General features: G+C 33.1%; 16 protein-coding genes. 5 read left to right on the forward strand and 11 right to left on the reverse strand.

Translation table 11 applies throughout. The annotated features are described in order from the left end of the window. The first annotated feature begins 193 nt into the window (after window positions 1-193). Window positions 194-1,159, forward strand: coding sequence for a quinone oxidoreductase family protein (locus ABE048_RS19365; protein WP_430312939.1), 966 nt, complete (start codon window positions 194-196; stop codon window positions 1,157-1,159). Between the two features lie 84 nt (window positions 1,160-1,243). Here ABE048_RS19365 and phaC read toward each other — a convergent pair whose 3' ends face one another. From phaC to ABE048_RS19380, 3 genes are all read right to left on the reverse strand, one after another. Next, complete coding sequence (gene phaC / locus ABE048_RS19370; protein WP_430312940.1) at window positions 1,244-2,302, reverse strand: class III poly(R)-hydroxyalkanoic acid synthase subunit PhaC; 1,059 nt, start codon at window positions 2,300-2,302, stop codon at window positions 1,244-1,246. Window positions 2,303-2,354: 52 nt separating this feature from the next. Beyond that, entirely contained in the window at window positions 2,355-3,137 is a 783-nt protein-coding gene (gene fabG / locus ABE048_RS19375; RefSeq protein ID WP_430312941.1) for a 3-oxoacyl-[acyl-carrier-protein] reductase, read from the reverse strand. A 94-nt stretch (window positions 3,138-3,231) separates the two neighbouring features. Then, window positions 3,232-3,621: a polyhydroxyalkanoate biosynthesis repressor PhaR gene (locus ABE048_RS19380; protein WP_430312942.1), complete on the reverse strand. Its 390-nt coding sequence runs from the start codon at window positions 3,619-3,621 to the stop codon at window positions 3,232-3,234. 174 nt (window positions 3,622-3,795) lie between these two features. Here ABE048_RS19380 and phaQ point away from each other — a divergent pair, with 174 nt between their 5' ends. Further along, window positions 3,796-4,203, forward strand: a complete 408-nt coding sequence (gene phaQ / locus ABE048_RS19385) for a poly-beta-hydroxybutyrate-responsive repressor (protein WP_430312943.1) — start codon at window positions 3,796-3,798, stop codon at window positions 4,201-4,203. Window positions 4,204-4,265: 62 nt separating this feature from the next. Beyond that, window positions 4,266-4,754: a hypothetical protein gene (locus ABE048_RS19390; RefSeq protein ID WP_430312944.1), complete on the forward strand. Its 489-nt coding sequence runs from the start codon at window positions 4,266-4,268 to the stop codon at window positions 4,752-4,754. Between the two features lie 367 nt (window positions 4,755-5,121). Here the strand turns inward: ABE048_RS19390 and ABE048_RS19395 are convergent, their stop codons facing one another. The 7 genes from ABE048_RS19395 to ABE048_RS19425 all read right to left on the reverse strand — a co-directional run bounded on the left by ABE048_RS19395 (window position 5,122) and on the right by ABE048_RS19425 (window position 12,331). Then, window positions 5,122-5,751: a VC0807 family protein gene (locus ABE048_RS19395; protein ID WP_430312945.1), complete on the reverse strand. Its 630-nt coding sequence runs from the start codon at window positions 5,749-5,751 to the stop codon at window positions 5,122-5,124. 236 nt (window positions 5,752-5,987) lie between these two features. After that, a complete protein-coding gene (locus ABE048_RS19400) occupies window positions 5,988-6,200 on the reverse strand; it encodes a DUF6366 family protein (RefSeq protein ID WP_430312946.1) in 213 nt (70 codons plus the stop codon). Between the two features lie 299 nt (window positions 6,201-6,499). Continuing rightward, on the reverse strand, window positions 6,500-8,500 hold the full coding sequence (locus tag ABE048_RS19405; RefSeq protein ID WP_430312947.1) for an FtsX-like permease family protein: 2,001 nt from the start codon (window positions 8,498-8,500) through the stop codon (window positions 6,500-6,502). After that, a complete protein-coding gene (locus ABE048_RS19410) occupies window positions 8,490-9,251 on the reverse strand; it encodes an ABC transporter ATP-binding protein (RefSeq protein WP_430312948.1) in 762 nt (253 codons plus the stop codon). The genes ABE048_RS19405 and ABE048_RS19410 overlap by 11 nt, the downstream gene beginning before the upstream one ends. Window positions 9,252-9,349: 98 nt before the next feature. After that, window positions 9,350-10,264, reverse strand: coding sequence for a sensor histidine kinase (locus ABE048_RS19415; RefSeq protein ID WP_430312949.1), 915 nt, complete (start codon window positions 10,262-10,264; stop codon window positions 9,350-9,352). A gap of 69 nt (window positions 10,265-10,333) precedes the next feature. Then, complete coding sequence (locus tag ABE048_RS19420) at window positions 10,334-11,023, reverse strand: response regulator transcription factor (protein ID WP_430312950.1); 690 nt, start codon at window positions 11,021-11,023, stop codon at window positions 10,334-10,336. 315 nt (window positions 11,024-11,338) lie between these two features. Then, complete coding sequence (locus ABE048_RS19425) at window positions 11,339-12,331, reverse strand: NAD(P)/FAD-dependent oxidoreductase (RefSeq protein WP_430312951.1); 993 nt, start codon at window positions 12,329-12,331, stop codon at window positions 11,339-11,341. A gap of 389 nt (window positions 12,332-12,720) precedes the next feature. On the opposite strand from ABE048_RS19425, the gene ABE048_RS19430 reads away from it, so the two are divergent. Both ABE048_RS19430 and ABE048_RS19435 read left to right on the forward strand, forming a co-directional pair. Continuing rightward, the gene (locus tag ABE048_RS19430) at window positions 12,721-14,010 is read left to right on the forward strand and encodes a dicarboxylate/amino acid:cation symporter (RefSeq protein ID WP_430312952.1); all 1,290 of its coding nucleotides are present in this window, start codon (window positions 12,721-12,723) and stop codon (window positions 14,008-14,010) included. Window positions 14,011-14,176: 166 nt separating this feature from the next. Further along, window positions 14,177-14,344, forward strand: coding sequence for a hypothetical protein (locus tag ABE048_RS19435; RefSeq protein ID WP_430312953.1), 168 nt, complete (start codon window positions 14,177-14,179; stop codon window positions 14,342-14,344). A gap of 119 nt (window positions 14,345-14,463) precedes the next feature. Here ABE048_RS19435 and ABE048_RS19440 read toward each other — a convergent pair whose 3' ends face one another. Then, window positions 14,464-15,813 carry a trypsin-like peptidase domain-containing protein gene (locus ABE048_RS19440; protein ID WP_430312954.1) on the reverse strand — a complete coding sequence of 450 codons (1,350 nt, stop codon included), beginning with the start codon at window positions 15,811-15,813 and terminating at the stop codon, window positions 14,464-14,466. Between the last annotated feature and the right edge of the window lie 302 nt (window positions 15,814-16,115).

Here is a 16,115-nt window from a genome sequence, read left to right on the forward strand (position 1 = left end):
AGATAGATTGATTACTAGAATTTTCTCTACACATTCTCAATAACATCTAAAAAGTTATTTCTGTCTTCTTCGCTTTTAATACTTAATTAATATTAAGCTTATTCTTTATACATACATTCTAAGCTAAATCCTAAGCAAACAAATTAGTTTAATGTTAAAATGATTTCATTCTATTGCTAAAGGAGTTTTACTATTGAAAGCACTAGTTTTCAACGAATTTGGTGGTTCGGATGTTCTACATTATGAAGAAATTCCAAATCCAGAATTTCAACCAAATGAAATTTTAGTTCGTACAAAAAGTATTGGATTAAACTTTGCAGATATATATAGAAGAAAAGGAAATTATCATTTAGCTGGTGAACCGCCCTTTATTTTAGGCTATGAAGGCGCAGGAATTATTGAAGCTATTGGCAGTAATGTAACAGAAGTGAAAATTGGTGATCGAGTTGCATTTGCAGATGTTCCATTCGCAAATGCTGAACTTGTAGCAGTACCTGTAGAAAAATTAATATTGTTACCAAAAGGTATCTCATTTGATGTAGCTTCCTCTGTCCTTTTACAAGGATTAACAGCTCACTATTTAACGAGTGATAGTTATCAAGTTCAACCAAATGATACGGTAATTGTACATGCAGCATCTGGCGGTGTTGGACAAAATTTAATCCAAATTGCAAAAATCTATGGTGCAAAAGTAGTGAGCCTTACTTCTACTAAGGAAAAAGCTAATAAAGCTTTAGAAATTGGGGCAGATGTTGCTTTTACATACGATGACAATTGGGTACAATCAGTCATAGAATTTACAAATGGAACGGGTGCAGATGTAGTTTACGATTCTGTTGGCTCGACTCTAGAGGATAGTTTTCAAGCAACTCGCATTGGTGGGACAGTTGTATTCTTTGGAATGTCAGGCGGTGACCCTGCTCCAGTAGATCCTCGCATGTTAATGGATACATCAAAAACACTGACAGGCGGAGATTTATGGAATGTCCTTACATCATTTGAAGAACGCCAAAAACGTTCCAAACAATTATTTGATTGGATTATTTCTGGAAAGCTTCAACTTCAATCCCCTACTGTCTTTTCGCTTCAAGAAGGTGCAAAAGCACATGATTTACTTGAAAGTCGAAAAAGTACTGGGAAAATTTTATTGCGACCATAAATATGAAAATTTAAAAATAGATATTCGATAAATGATGAAATGAAAAAGAAGCCACGGTTGATCCGTAGCTTCTTTTTTCATAATTTATTTCGAATTTTCAGTGATCCAATTTTCAATATAAGGATGAATTTCTTTGATTGCTTTGCGTCCAGTGACGACTGATATGTGCCCCGTTTCAACGTTATGGAGTGTCTTATTCTGGCTTGATACTTTGTCATTTAACGGAGCAACTTGATGTGGTAACGCAATGTTGTCACGTGTGGCAGAAATGTTGAGAAGATTTGCCTTAATATTGGCTAACTTCACTTTTTCTCCGCGAATTTCTAATTCATCATTTATGAGTTTATTGTCTTGATAGAAGTCTCGAATCCACTGTCTATAAGCCTCACCTGGGAAAGGAACTCCATCATTCAACCACTTTTGCATAAGCTTCCAGTTTAAAACAAAGTTCTCGTCTTCTACACGATCCACTATAGAAACATAAGGACCATACGTAGTTGAAATAGGACTTAGTAATTTATTACCAAAATCAATCATCTCAAATGGAATATTGCCTAGCGTATCTACCAATTTATCAAGCTGGAAGTATCTTTTATCCAACCAATTTGTAAAGAGCCCTGCATCCGTAAAGTCAATTGGACTAGTCAATAAAAGGAGATTACGGATCGGAAGATGTGGGTTCAGAGCAGTAAAAATAGCTGACATAGTTCCACCAATGCAATAGCCAAGCAGTGTTATTTCCTTTGCTTCTGATATTCTTAGCACTTTATTGATAGCCCTTGGAATGTAGTCTACGATATAATCATCTAGTTTCATATGACGATCTTCATAACCCGGTACTCCCCAGTCTAAAAGATAGACATCGTGACCCTTGTTCGTTAAATGTTCAATCAAGCTGTTGCCTGGATATAGATCTAATATATAGGGCTTATTAATAAGTGCATAAATCATGAGAATGGGTACTTTATTCGTCTTTTTCACTGCTGGTTGATAGCGGTATAATTTTGCTTTGTTTTTTGTCCAAATAACTTCTTTTGGCGTTTGACCTACTTGTGGCTCCGGTTCCATAACGAAAACTTCTGTTAGTCTTTTTACCTTTTTCAAGCTTTCATCAGCTGGAGACTTTAATTTTGAAGCAAGCATATGATACCTCCTACAATTTCAATTTGTATAGTACACTTTAAAACCCAATTAGTTACATATATAGCCCGCCATTGACATTAATCTCTTGTCCAGTCACGAAGCTTGCTTGAATGAGGTAAAGTACAGCTTCAGCTATTTCACATGTCGTTCCTAATCGTTGCATAGGTACTTTTGCAACAATGTTTTGTTTGACATTTTCAGGCATAGCTGCAACCATCTCTGTTTCAATAAACCCTGGGCAAACGGCATTAACGGTAATCCCATTTTTAGCTGTCTCTAAAGCAAGAGATTTTGTGAATCCTAGTATTCCCGCTTTGGAAGCTGCGTAATTCGTCTGACCAAAGCCACCAGCTTGGCCGATAATGGAACTAATATTAATGATACGTCCATACTTTCTTTCAATCATGTGATTAATCACAGCTGATGTTGTGTGGAAAATCCCATTTAAATTGACATTAATCACTTGATCCCATTCGTCTTTTGACATTTTACGGAAAGAGCGATCTTTTGTTATCCCAGCATTATTAATAAGAATATCAACTTTAGAAAATTGTTTTAATACTTCTTCGATTAGGCGTTGTGAATCGTCTGCTTCACTAACATTCGCTTTTAATGCAATTGCATGACCGCCTTTTTCTTTAATTTCATGTACGACTTTTTGCATTTCTTTTTCAGATGAACTATAAGTAGCAACAACTGTTGCACCTTTTTCTGCTAATACTTTTGCTATTTCAGCACCGATACCACGTGATGCACCTGTCACGATTGCTACTTTATTTGCAAGTGGTTTTAATGGGTTTGACTGTCCTAATTCTTTTAGTTCTACTGCTGACATAAAAAATTCACTCCTCAAATTATATTTTTATTAGAAATTAACATTCAGTTTGATTTGTTAAAAATTAGTAGTGATTGAGATTGTAACCATTGCTTTATTTTTTGAGTAATTCAAGAACTTGATCTAATTTATGATTTATATTAATGACATCTTTTTTTAGTTGATCAATTTCATTAGATGTCGCTTGTTTTTGCTCATCAATTAAGTCTTCCATGTCGTCAATTTTTGTATCGACGTTAATGATTAGGGATGCTACTTTTGCAATTTCTTCACGACTAGGAATATTTGCTTGTTTCAAATAAGATTCAGTAAATGTATTAACCATTTCTTGATATTGTACATACTGATTTTGGACTTGCCCTAAACCTTGTGCAAATTGTTCTGTTCCAAGCGTATCTTGGATCGCTCCTCGCCATGTACTTTCCGTTTTTTCGTACATATCCTTCCAAATCTTAAAAGGATCAAGTGTTGCAGTTTGACTCATTGGAAATCAGCTCCTTTTTAAACACTTATAAACTTAACTTATGGTTTTGTTTTTAAAAATATGAATTAAAAAGTATAGTAATTTATTAATTTTTTTTATGGAGTCAACATACTCTATGGATATATAGGTGTAAATTACACTTATGTGTAGTGTTGATAGGTGGAGGTGAGAGTGATGGAATCAGGGAAAGGAAAGAATAAAAAAACAAATTCAAATCTTGGTACACCCCAAAATTTCCTAATCCCACTCATGTTGTTACACTTACGTAATTGGAATTCGCACGGTTATGAATTGATGGAAAAGATCACTCAGTTTGGTGTTGATTCTATTGATCAGGGAAATTTTTACCGTCTTCTTCGAAAGCTTGAAAAAGACTCCTTAGTGTCGTCGGAATGGGATACAACTACAAAGGGGCCAGCTAAACGTATTTATGCAATAACTGAGGAGGGGCAACAATATTTGGATATGTGGGCAGGTTCATTAAGTCAGTATCAAACATTGTTGAATAATTTCTTTCATTTATACAATCCTTTCTTTCCCCTCAATCAGTCTTCACAAAAAAAAGAGGAAAAAGATTCGTGATCTGGATGATATGCAATTGTTGCATTCATTATAAATGAACGAAAACTAGGGAGGAATTTTAAATGGCGAACGAACAAGTAGTAAAAAGTGTGGATATATTATGGGATGGATTGTTAAACAGTTTAAAAACGTGGCAACAATTTCAAACAGAAGTTGGAGAAAAAACATTACAAGCATTCAATTATCAAAAGGACCTCATTGAATCTACTGTAACGACCTTTAATACAATTGAGGAAGAATCAAAAAAAGCTTCAAAAGAAATGCAAGAAAAAGTACAAAGCAGTGTAAAAGAAGTCATTAGTAATGACCAATTCGAGCAATTTTCTAAATGGATAACGAATGTTCAAGAAATTACTGACAAATCACAAGAGTTAGTGAGTATTCCAAGCCGTTCCATTTTAGATATTGTCGTACAAACAAATAACCATTTGGAGTCCACTGTGAAAACTGCACTTGCGGAACAACAACAACAACGACTTGAAGTGATTGGCAAAATTGAAGAGTTAACTGAGGAATTAAAAAAAACACAAAAAGGATTATTTGCAGTTTAAGAGGTTAAAGGATATTCGAAAAATTCGAATATCCTTTATTTTTTTGATTGGCTAAAAGTTAATAATAGCCCTATTACATTGTCCTAATATATGCTTTTTTGATATAGATGTTCCGCTACAGACGGCGCTTTCCACGGGCTTGGCTTCAATCTCCTTCCTGCGGGGCTTTCAGCTCAAGCTTTTCCCGTAGGAGTCGCCGTCTTTCGCTCCACAAGGTACCAAATGGGATATTTCACAAGTTGAGCCTTTCCTTGCTAAGCTTCGTGCGGGGTTTCAAGCTTCACGATAACCCCACTAGAGTCATCCCCATTCGGATTCCACTTCAAATTCCTTCCATTGTAATATCGCTATTAAAAGGCAAATGGCGTTAATTTATACTTTTAGCAGTAATTTCTTGCTGTTGTAGTAGTTTTGCAATATAAATAAATCCGTAGAATGATATTCCCGTTATGCCCCATCCAATAATTTGTCTAATAACAATTCCTTTGTCAAAAGCATCTACTCCATATTCAGAAATCAGCCAAATCTTGATTGTTGCAAGTAATATGTCTTTAAAAGCAAACCCAAAAGTGATCCATTTAAAAATAATTAGTATCCTTTTTTGAAAGAATAGTCCTTTCATCAGTTTTCGGTTATACCCCTGCATTTCTACAAAATCTAATGAAAAATACAAATAAATTGGGCGATTCACTAAAATTGTAACGATAAATACGATTCCAAAGAAATAGGAGTAATATACATTATTCCAAAGCAGTTGAATAGCAGATCCAGATAAAACATCAATCAATGTACCAACAATCAAACTGCCTATCATAAATAATCCAAAGAAATTGATCTTCTTTAGTAGAAAGAAACGAATAATACTATAGACGATTCCAGGGACAGAAGAAATTAACATAGCATAGTAATCATCAATATAATTTCTACTGAAATGCCAAATAATCAATGGGAAAACTCCATAAAATATTAAATCAAAAATACCTACATTCTTTTGCAACCTTTTCCCCTCACTTATGAATAAATCATAACAGTTATAGATTTGAAAGATTTTTTAGCTTGAGATAATAATAAAAATAGGATAATAGAGATGTTAGCGCTCTGGTGCTCACTTTTCTTTCTATATGCCGAAAAACCAAAATATATTAGAAATATTTCAACGATTGGTATGACTGTTTACATATTGGATAGCAACTATTTTTCGAATGGCGAATCATTAAGAATCAACCTATATTATTAAAACAATATTTTATAAATTACATACCCTATGAACAATACTAATATTAAGATCCCAGTACCTTTCCATCCCATTCCTCCAACTAAATCAGGTAAATTTCCATTTCCAGCACGATTTACTCCATCGTTAAACGTACCAAAAGTGTTATTCTTTAATTCTTTTTGTCTTAAACGTTCTCTTTTTTCTTCAGGTGTTTCTTGTCGTGAATCCATAAAAATACCTCCTGATAAAGTCTGCTCTTTTCTAACTAAGGCAACTTTTTCGACTTCAAAGAATGATGTAAAGTGAAACTTCTATCAGAGGGGAGTTTCCTCATTCCCACTGATGGTTAGTTGAACCAATCGGGCTTTTAAGGGCAGTTAACCCCCATCTAACTTCTTCGCTTCTCTCTCAATTTTCAGGAGGGATCTAACTGCTCGTTAATGCGAGATAAAATTTTCAATAAATTAAATTAATTCCAATATAATACAAATAAGCATCTCAATTCAATAACAAATTGAGATGCTTATTCTTATAATATTTCTTTAATAATTTTTCGATAATAATTTGATGTCAGGATTGCGAAGATTGAATATAAGAGAATATAAACTCCCATTGTAATTAGGAGTGGTACCACTAATTCTGAACCAAAGAACATCCAACCAGATTTTACAGCGAAATAACTGTGGAAAATTCCGATCAATAAAGGTAATCCGAAACTAAATAATTGTTTTCGATGAATTCCTTTTAACATTTCATCCGTTGAAAAGCCAATTTTACGCAATGTCATAAATGATCCACGTTCTTCTTCTGCTTCTGTCATTTGTTTAAAGTAAAGAATACTACCTGTTGCAAATAAGAAAGCCATTCCTAAAAATCCTGTGATAAAAATTAATAGTCCCCAGATTTCGAGTGCATTTCTATACGACTCTTGCTTCGCAGTAAATTGGAAAGTCTCAGGAGATCCATTCTTTACATTTTTCTTTACACTCGCCTTAAATGTACCATCATTCGTTGTTTTTTTATAAATAGATATTGCCTTTTCCATTTGTTTATTATTTGTAATCGTATAACCAGTATAAGAGGTCCAAGGTGTGTTTTTTTGGATCGCTTTATTTTTTTGAAGTTGTTTAAATAATTCATCTTGAATGATAACGGCTGGTGCACCAAAAGTAAGCAGTGAATCAATACTAGCCTGTTTTTCAATGGCTACTAAAGTAAGATCTTGTTTGGAATGATCCGTATGAAGAATCATTTTCTTTCCTACTTCAAAAGGAATAAATTCTTTCATTATATCGCTATAGCCCGACATGACAGCTTCATTTTTATTAAGATGAATATCTGGAATAAGTTGTTTGGCATCACTTTCTTTTATTACCATAGTATCCATTTGCGAGTTGTTTTGATTACCTGGTTTTTCTTCTAATAAAGGATTTAAATCTATTTGCGCATTCAAAAGTTCATAATGATTGGTTTTGAATGCGATATTTTCCCTCTGTAATGCTTTTTCGAAATCTTTTCCTTCATTATTAACAACAGACATGTCGTAAGGAGTAAATTGGTCAGTTGTTGCTTCTACAGAATAATAGGATATATATGAAAGTGAAAGAATTGCTAGTGCCAACGCGGTCAAAATTGTAATAATCGAAAGCGATAGTGCATTACTCTTCATTCGATGCATGATTGGCGTAATGGAAAGTACATCATTTAAGGATAAATGACCTTTTCTAGACATTCGAATCAAATTCATGATAAATGCAATTGAATATCGAAACATTAGGAATGTTCCTATAATAACACTACCTAATACCATTCCCATTCTTTTATATAATTCATTTATTGTAGCTGTTTTATCCATTTCAAAAAGTATTGAAGAAAGGTAATATCCATAAATGATTAAACCAATTCCTATGATACCTAATAGTAATTGAAATGGATTCATCTTTTTCATTTTTTGTTCTGCTTTACTTGTTGCTTTAAATAAATCTAATAATGATGTACGATGAACTACCCACATTGTTTGGAGTAAGACAACAATTAATAATCCTGCAAATACCATCAATGTTTGGAAAAGAGCCTCTGTTGAGAAATCTAATGCTACCTCTCTCTTCGTATCAATCACCTTTAAGAAAATTAATGCGAAAAATCGTGAGAAGAAAAATCCGATGAGAATACCAAGAAGTGTTGCACCAACCCAAAGTATGATATTTTCAATCGTTAACATATATGAAATAGTTGATTTGGGGATTCCAATCATCTGATACAGTCCGATTTCTTTACTACGTCTCTTCAAAAATAGTTGATTAGCATAGAAAACAAAGAAAAATACAATGATTAATAATAAGATGGATCCTACTCTAAAAGCTGCTTCAGCCTTCATACTTGAATGAGTTAGGTTAACTATAGCTTCATTATGCTGAAGTGTAACAAATGAAAAATATAAACCTGCACTAAAAATAAGAGCGAAAAAGTATAAGTAGTAGTGTTTTATATTTTTTCGCATACTTCGAATGACGAGAGTACTAAGCTTCATAACCGTCACCGCCTAGTACACCTTGCGTTTTCATAATTTCTTGAAAGAATTGAGTACGGGTTTTATCCCCTTTGTAAATTTGAGTATAAATTTGTCCGTCTTTTAAGAAAAGGACACGACTGCAATAACTTGCTGCGACTGGATCGTGTGTTACCATCATAATTGTAACTCGATTGGCTTTGTTTAAAGTTCCTAAGTTTTCAAGTAATGCTGCTGCTGATTTGGAGTCAAGTGCACCAGTTGGTTCATCAGCAAAAACAATACTTGGCTGAATAATAAGAGCACGCGCAGAAGCTGTACGTTGTTTTTGTCCACCTGAAATTTCGTTTGGATATTTATTTAATATTTCTTCTATCCCTAATTGTTTAGCCAATTGTCGACAACGAGTTTCAGCTTCTTGTTTGTTTGTTTTTCCAACAGCTAAAGGTAAAAGAATATTTTCCTTTACCGTTAAAGTATCAAGTAAGTTGTAATCTTGAAAGATAAAACCCATTTCAGTACGTCGGAATGAGGACAGTTGTTTTGATTTCATCTTTTGTAGTGATTGACCGTTTATTTCTACGATTCCTTCTGATGGACGATCAATTGAACAAAGGACATTTAACAAAGTAGTTTTACCAGAACCTGATGGACCCATAATCCCAACAAATTCTCCTGTTTCTACTTCTAAATCAATTCCTTTTAGTACTTCTTGAGCGAAAAGTTTTTTACCGTATACTTTTTTTATTTTACTTGCTTTTAATATGCCCATTTGATTCCCTCCTGCATTTGTTAATTCTATTTTATAAAGAAAAGGACGTGGAATCGTTCGATTGACGTGACAATTTGAATTCGTAAATGACATTTTTGTCACTTTGCTATTGTTTTTACAAATTCATTAGCTTCCGGGAATGTTATTGTGAATGTAGTTCCTTCATTTACGATTGAATGAACATCGATTATAATACCTAGTTTCTTTGCCGAATTATGAGCTAAATAGAGCCCCATACCAGTTGATGCACTTTGTTTACGTCCTGTTGAACCCGTAAAAGATTTTTGAAATATTCGTGGTAAATCAGCAGGATCAATTCCTTCTCCAGTATCTTGCATATGTAATTTTTGATGTCCTTCTTCATCTTTTGTTACATAAATGGTGATGGTATCTCCCTTATGACTGTACTTCACTGCATTTGAAAGAATTTGCCGTATAATAAATGAAAGCCATTTTTGATCTGTTAAAACAGAAATTTCGAAATCATCTACATCTATAGCTAAATTCTTTGCAAAACACCAAGATTGTAGCTCTTTTATTTCTTTTAAAACGACTGGATATAAAGAGACTTTATCGAGAACTGTATCTTGCTCAATACTTCTAAGACGTAAAGTGTGTAATGTTTGATCAAGTAATAAGTGGATCCGTAGCCACTCTAACTCTAAAGGTTTTCTTGTCGCTAAAGGTAAATCTTCAATCATTAGCTTCAAAGCGGTTAGAGGTGTTTTTACTTCATGAATCCACGCTAAGTGTTGATCTCGATCTTCTGAAAATTGTATCGTTAATTCATTCTTGTATCGTTCCAATTCCAGTTCTGATTCGTGCAATTTGGTAAGAATAAGGTCTTCGAAACGATGAAATTCTTTTGGTGAATCCACCATTACCTTTACTACTTTCATTTCTTTTATATAGCGCCAAATAAGAAAACATACAAAGAAGAATAGTAATGTAGCATTCAGATACATTGTTGATATACTTGTAAATCCAACATCTAAATTTAAAAGTAAGTTCATCCAAATCATGCAAAATACAAAAAATAGAATCCATGAGAGTCTTTCTCTCAAAAACAATCGAATCAACTATTACACATCCTTTGTTACAGCCATATAACCAAGGCCTTTCTTCGTGAGAATGACATCTGTTAAAGAGAGATCTTCTAATTTACTTCTTAATCGATTCACATTTACAGTTAATGTATTGTCATTGACAAAACGTTCGTCATCCCATAATTTGCGCATTAAGTCATCTCTTGATACTATTTGGTCTTTATGCTCTAAAAGTATGCGAAGGATAAACTGTTCATTTTTTGTTAGCTCAATCGTTCTGTTATTTTTCGTTATAGTACTTGTAGAATATTCAATTGTTGCACCATTCCAAAGGACATGCTCTATCGTTTCTTCTGTATAATCATATGTTCGACGTAAAATGGCTTGTACTTTTGCAATTAACACATCCATATTGAATGGCTTTTGAATATAATCATCGGCCCCCATTTGCATAGCCATCACCATATCCATCGGTTGATCTCTTGAGGATAAAAATAGAATTGGCACCTTTGTAATTGAGCGTATTTCACGACACCAGTGAAATCCATCAAAGGCTGGTAGTTGAATATCGATAATCACAAGCTGTGGTTGGATTTTATGAAATGTGTTCATCACATGTTTGAAATCATCAGGAACTTCTACTTGCATATCCCATTGAAAAAAATGTTTCTTGATGAGTTGGGATATCGCCTCATCATCCTCTATTAATAAAATATTAAATGCCATAAAAAGCTCCTTACTAATTTTTACTAAAGATTATCATAACACTTTTGTGGAAATGGATGGAATAATTGTGTTGATTTATTACTAAAAGAGGTTTGTCACTATCTATTGGTTTAAAAGATTTCTATCCACGATTTGCTTTTTCTATCCTCTATCCATGCTTTTCCGAATTGTATCCACGATACCAACAATTCAGGTTTTAAACAAGCAGAAAAAGGATGTTAAAATACAAAAAGCCCTCGTAATAAAAGAGGACTTTTAATTACTTTTGCTTATAATGAAATTTTTAGTATTTTATTTACCTTAATATTCGAAGAGTTACTGAAATAGAGACGTACTATGCAAAGGCTGTACTTTCGATTTTGGATCTATATATACTTTGGCATGATTAATTGCTGTTGGTCCTTCTCCAAAACCAGTGACGATCAGCTTTACTTTTCCTTCATAGGTGCATATATCTCCAGCTGCATAAACTCCCGGTATACTCGTTTCTTGCTTGGAGTTCACTAGAATGGAATTCTTCTCTATCTCAAGACCCCATTCTTTTATAGGTCCCAACGAAGAAATAAATCCAAAGTTAACAACGACATCATCAATATCAATTATCTCTTTTTGATTGCTCTTGGTTTGTTCTATTACGATCTGAGTAATTGATTGCTCCCCTTTTAACTCTACTGGAACATAGGGAATTCGTACTTCTACAGATGATTTCATCAGCTCCTCAACACTATGTTCATGAGCACGAAACTTTTCTCGACGATGAATTAATATTACTTTTTCGGCAATTGGCTCCAGCATATTGGCCCAATCTACAGCTGAATCCCCTCCTCCGAAAATCGCTACTTTCTTATCTTTAAACTGCGCCAAATCTTCCACAAAGTAATGAAGATTTGACTTTTCAAACTGCTCTGCACCTTCTATTTCTAACTTACGAGGTCGAAATGCACCATTACCCGCTGTAATTATTATAGTTTTGGAAAAATGAATAGCTCGGTTCGTTGTAAGCTTAAATATGCCATCTTCTTGTTTTTCTAATTGCATAACGGATTCTTCTAAGCATATTGTTGGTTCAAATGTTTGGAGTTGCTTTTTTAAATTATTAACTAACTCTTGTGCACGAATCTTAGGAAATCCTGCTACATCGTAAATATACTTTTCTGGATATAGAGCGGTTAATTGTCCACCCAATTGAGGAAGACTTTCAATGATTTTCACTTTTGCTTGTCTCATTCCACCATAGAATGCTGTAAATAATCCTACAGGGCCCCCTCCAATAATTGTTATATCAAAAACATCCTTTTTATTTTCCATTCTCTCACCTCTCTATATATTAATAAGTTTAAATAATAATATGGTAATTAAACGTTTTCTATTCATTTCATCAAAAAATATCTTAATTTGCTTATTGCCAATATTTTTTAATTTCATATAGACTAGCGAGGTATATACTATTAAAAATTTAATAACTGTATTAGTACAAAAGAGACAAAATTCCATTGTTTTAATTATTTTCAATACAGTTATAATTTTCAGAATCTTTTACAAATCCATATATACCAACGTTTCGAGGCTTTTTTATCTTTTAAGACCAAAATAACCAAAAAGACTAATAAAACCAAAATATTGAAAACGTTTTCTTTTTCTTTATGATTTGATTAAGAAAGAAAAACAAATTCATAAAGTAGAAAGAAGGTTCATGGATGAGATTTAATTTTAAAAGTTTGACTTTTCAAGTAATTACAGCAATTATCATTGGTATTATTGTGGGGGCACTCTTCCCAGAGTTTGGTGTTCAACTAAAAGTTTTAGCTGATATCTTCATTAAATTGATTAAAATGTTAATTGCACCAATTATCTTCTTAACAGTTGTAATCGGTATTGGTAGTATGGGCAACTTAAAGAAAGTAGGTAAAATTGGTGGTAAGGCATTAATCTATTTTGAAGTTGTTTCTACTATTGCACTTGCAATCGGATTAGTAGTTGTTCATCTTGTAAATCCAGGACAGGGATTAGATACATCTGCTGCAAAAGCTGGGGATGTTTCTGCTTTTACTTCTGCAGCTGCTGAAACTGAACATGGGTTTGTCCCATTTATCATGAACATCGTACCAGAAAATTTCTTTGGTTCACTAGCTGCTGGTCAGTTATTACCTGTATTATTCTGTGCAGTACTTTTTGGTGTTGCTGCCGCTTCCATTGGAGATCCGGTAAAACCTGTGATAACACTTTGTGAACAAGTTTCAGAAATTTTCTTTAAAATTATCAATATGGTTATGAAACTTTCTCCTATTGGCGCATTCGGTGCTATGTCTTATACAATCGGTAATTTCGGGATTGAATCGTTAAAATCTTTAGGATTACTTATGGTAGCTGTGTATATTACCATGTTCTTATTCATTACATTTGTTCTTGGCTCAATCGCAAAATTCTATGGATTTAATATTTTCAAATTTATCGCTTATATTAAAGAAGAAATTTTCCTTGTTGTTGGAACTTCATCATCCGAATCAGCTTTACCTTCCATGATGCGTAAATTAGAGAAATATGGTTGCTCTAAACAAGTAGTGGGTCTTGTTGTACCAACAGGCTATTCCTTCAACTTAGATGGAACTTCTATTTATCTTTCTATGGCCGCTATGTTCATTGCTCAAGCTTATGATGTTCCTATGTCGATATGGCAACAGATCACTTTACTCGGAATCTTAATGTTAACCTCTAAAGGTGCTGCGGGTGTAACTGGTTCAGGATTTATCACACTTGCCGCTACATTAGCTGCATTCCCTATGATTCCTGTAGAAGGAATGGCATTATTAATTGGTGTTGACCGCTTTATGTCTGAAGCACGAGCAGTTACAAACCTAATCGGAAATGGTGTTGCAACAGTCGTTATTTCTAAAAGTGAAAAAGAATTTGACCCAACTGGCGCTCACAATCGTGAAGCAGAAGCAGAAGAAGCTAGCCCTTCATCTAATCCAGAAGTTATTGCATAACAAAAAAACCGTTCTAGAGTTATGATTCTAGAACGGTTTTTATTTGAATAACCCTGAAAGGAAATATATGAAGTACATCAATTAGGCATTTGTATTCTTTCTAAGAGCAATGTAAAATAATAAAGAATAAAAATATATAGGCATCACCTATGAAACGAGGTTAACTATGTCATCAAATCAACAATCCTCTCAAAATCCAACTGAAAAGAAACAGTATACGCCTGAAGAAATGTTACAGGAAATTCAACGATTAGCTGGTTTACTCCAAAGAGCTGATATTACAGAAGCTGAATATTTAAAAGAAAAAGAAAAACTGATTAATATGATGAAGTAATAATGTAATTAAAAAGCTGGCTCAAAATATTGAGTCAGCTTTTTGTTTTACCTAAGACAAGGTTAACTAATGTATATTCACCGTTTCAATAATAGTGCTCCTTATTTTATAGAAAGCTACTAATTAGTAATTTCTAAAAACGCTCCATAAGAACTGTTAGAAAAGGTTTTATCCGCATCTGAGTATGGAGCAATAACAATATAATAAGTCCCTGGAGAAAGTTTTTTTGTTAAAGTTGTATAGTATGTTTGGTTCGTTGAGTCATATTTTTGTGTTGCCCACTCCATTTTCTCAGTATAATCATCAAATAACCCGAAAGATAAATTATCACTTATATTAGGATCTGCTGTGAGGCAAGTGATATTAACGGTAGCGTAATCAGTTAAATTAAATTGATATACGTCAACATCATTATTTGATGCCACTTTACCATTAATCCAAGCTCTTTTATATTTTATATAGTCCGCATACTCTAAATCGTCATTATTTTCTTCTTCATAAACTTTTCCCTCACCAGATAAAGGAACATAATATTCTCTATTTACATTTATTAAAGTATTGTATTTTTTCAAGTTCATCTTCTTATAATCATTTATTGGAATTGCTAAATTCATGTTTTGACCACTTACTAGTGAAGCAACATTAATACCTATAACTTCCCCATATTTATTTACTAAAGTTCCGCCACTATTTCCATGACTAATAGGAGCACTACTTTGGATATAACGTTGTTTATCATTTAGTACTACTTGTTTATTACTTAAAATACCTTCTGTTATAGAACCACTACTCCCCAGAGGACTCCCTAATGCATAAACTTTTTCTCCTGTTTCGATTTTGTTAGAGTCTCCTAATTGAACAGTAGGTAAATTTTTTGCATTTTTAATCTTTAAAACTGCCAAGTCACGTTTTGCATCATATCCAATTACTTGATTTGTTTCATAAACACGACCGTCACTCAAACTAATTTTTACATATTTAGCTTCTGATATGTCAGTTACCACATGATGATTTGTGACAATAGTTCCATTCGAATTAACTATAAAACCACTACCACTACTGACATGCTGATTATATTTATTGTAGAGTGCAATATAAACTACAGCAGGATTCACTTTTTTAAATACTTCTTGTGAATTCAGTATTTTTTTAGAAATATTGATTTTTGCAATTGCCTTTACTTTTGTGTTAGGGATATAGGCAGTAATATTTACTTTGCCTACCTTTTTAGCAGAAACCACTCCCTTACTGTTAACATTCGCAATCGTACTATTACTAGTTTTCCACTTTACTTTAGATTGTTTTGTTCCTTTTACAGTTACTTTAATTTGCTGTTTACCATTCACATACATAGAATAATTAGTTTTATTCATAACAAGTTGAATTTTGGCTGCTTCTACGGAAGTAGCTTGAAAAGTACAAAATAATAAAGACATTAAACACAATAAAATTAACTTTTTATATTTCATAAAAAACCCCCTCTAAATAATGATTGGTGACAAATTAAACTAAAAATATTAAGTAGTTAATTTCCCTCAGGAACACTTTACCATATTTATCTATTTATTGTTACATTTTATTTTCTAGTTTTTTTGAATATTTTTATAGTTAAGTTAATTCCATAAATGCTTTGCAAGATAAAAAATACGAATATTTTATAAATAAACAATTCAATAATTCAGGTAGTATTTTATATCTAGTATTTACTTAGTATACTGCTCCAGATGGCGTTTTCGTGCTAAGCGATTGTTGAGCCTCCTCGGGGCAACAG

It is taken from the genome of Rummeliibacillus pycnus, assembly GCF_050459865.1.
In the GTDB taxonomy this organism is placed as follows: domain Bacteria; phylum Bacillota; class Bacilli; order Bacillales_A; family Planococcaceae; genus Rummeliibacillus; species Rummeliibacillus pycnus_B.

Coding starts and splice junctions, on each gene's coding strand:
- ABE048_RS19400 (WP_430312946.1), bottom strand. CDS start 6,200: ATGGATTCACGACAAGAAACACCTGAAGAAAAAAGAGAACGTTTAAGA.
- ABE048_RS19425 (WP_430312951.1), bottom strand. CDS start 12,331: ATGGAAAATAAAAAGGATGTTTTTGATATAACAATTATTGGAGGGGGC.
- ABE048_RS19430 (WP_430312952.1), top strand. CDS start 12,721: ATGAGATTTAATTTTAAAAGTTTGACTTTTCAAGTAATTACAGCAATT.
- phaQ (WP_430312943.1), top strand. CDS start 3,796: ATGGAATCAGGGAAAGGAAAGAATAAAAAAACAAATTCAAATCTTGGT.
- fabG (WP_430312941.1), bottom strand. CDS start 3,137: ATGTCAGCAGTAGAACTAAAAGAATTAGGACAGTCAAACCCATTAAAA.
- ABE048_RS19420 (WP_430312950.1), bottom strand. CDS start 11,023: ATGGCATTTAATATTTTATTAATAGAGGATGATGAGGCGATATCCCAA.
- ABE048_RS19390 (WP_430312944.1), top strand. CDS start 4,266: ATGGCGAACGAACAAGTAGTAAAAAGTGTGGATATATTATGGGATGGA.
- ABE048_RS19410 (WP_430312948.1), bottom strand. CDS start 9,251: ATGGGCATATTAAAAGCAAGTAAAATAAAAAAAGTATACGGTAAAAAA.
- ABE048_RS19380 (WP_430312942.1), bottom strand. CDS start 3,621: ATGAGTCAAACTGCAACACTTGATCCTTTTAAGATTTGGAAGGATATG.
- ABE048_RS19440 (WP_430312954.1), bottom strand. CDS start 15,813: ATGAAATATAAAAAGTTAATTTTATTGTGTTTAATGTCTTTATTATTT.
- phaC (WP_430312940.1), bottom strand. CDS start 2,302: ATGCTTGCTTCAAAATTAAAGTCTCCAGCTGATGAAAGCTTGAAAAAG.
- ABE048_RS19405 (WP_430312947.1), bottom strand. CDS start 8,500: ATGAAGCTTAGTACTCTCGTCATTCGAAGTATGCGAAAAAATATAAAA.
- ABE048_RS19435 (WP_430312953.1), top strand. CDS start 14,177: ATGTCATCAAATCAACAATCCTCTCAAAATCCAACTGAAAAGAAACAG.
- ABE048_RS19415 (WP_430312949.1), bottom strand. CDS start 10,264: ATGAACTTACTTTTAAATTTAGATGTTGGATTTACAAGTATATCAACA.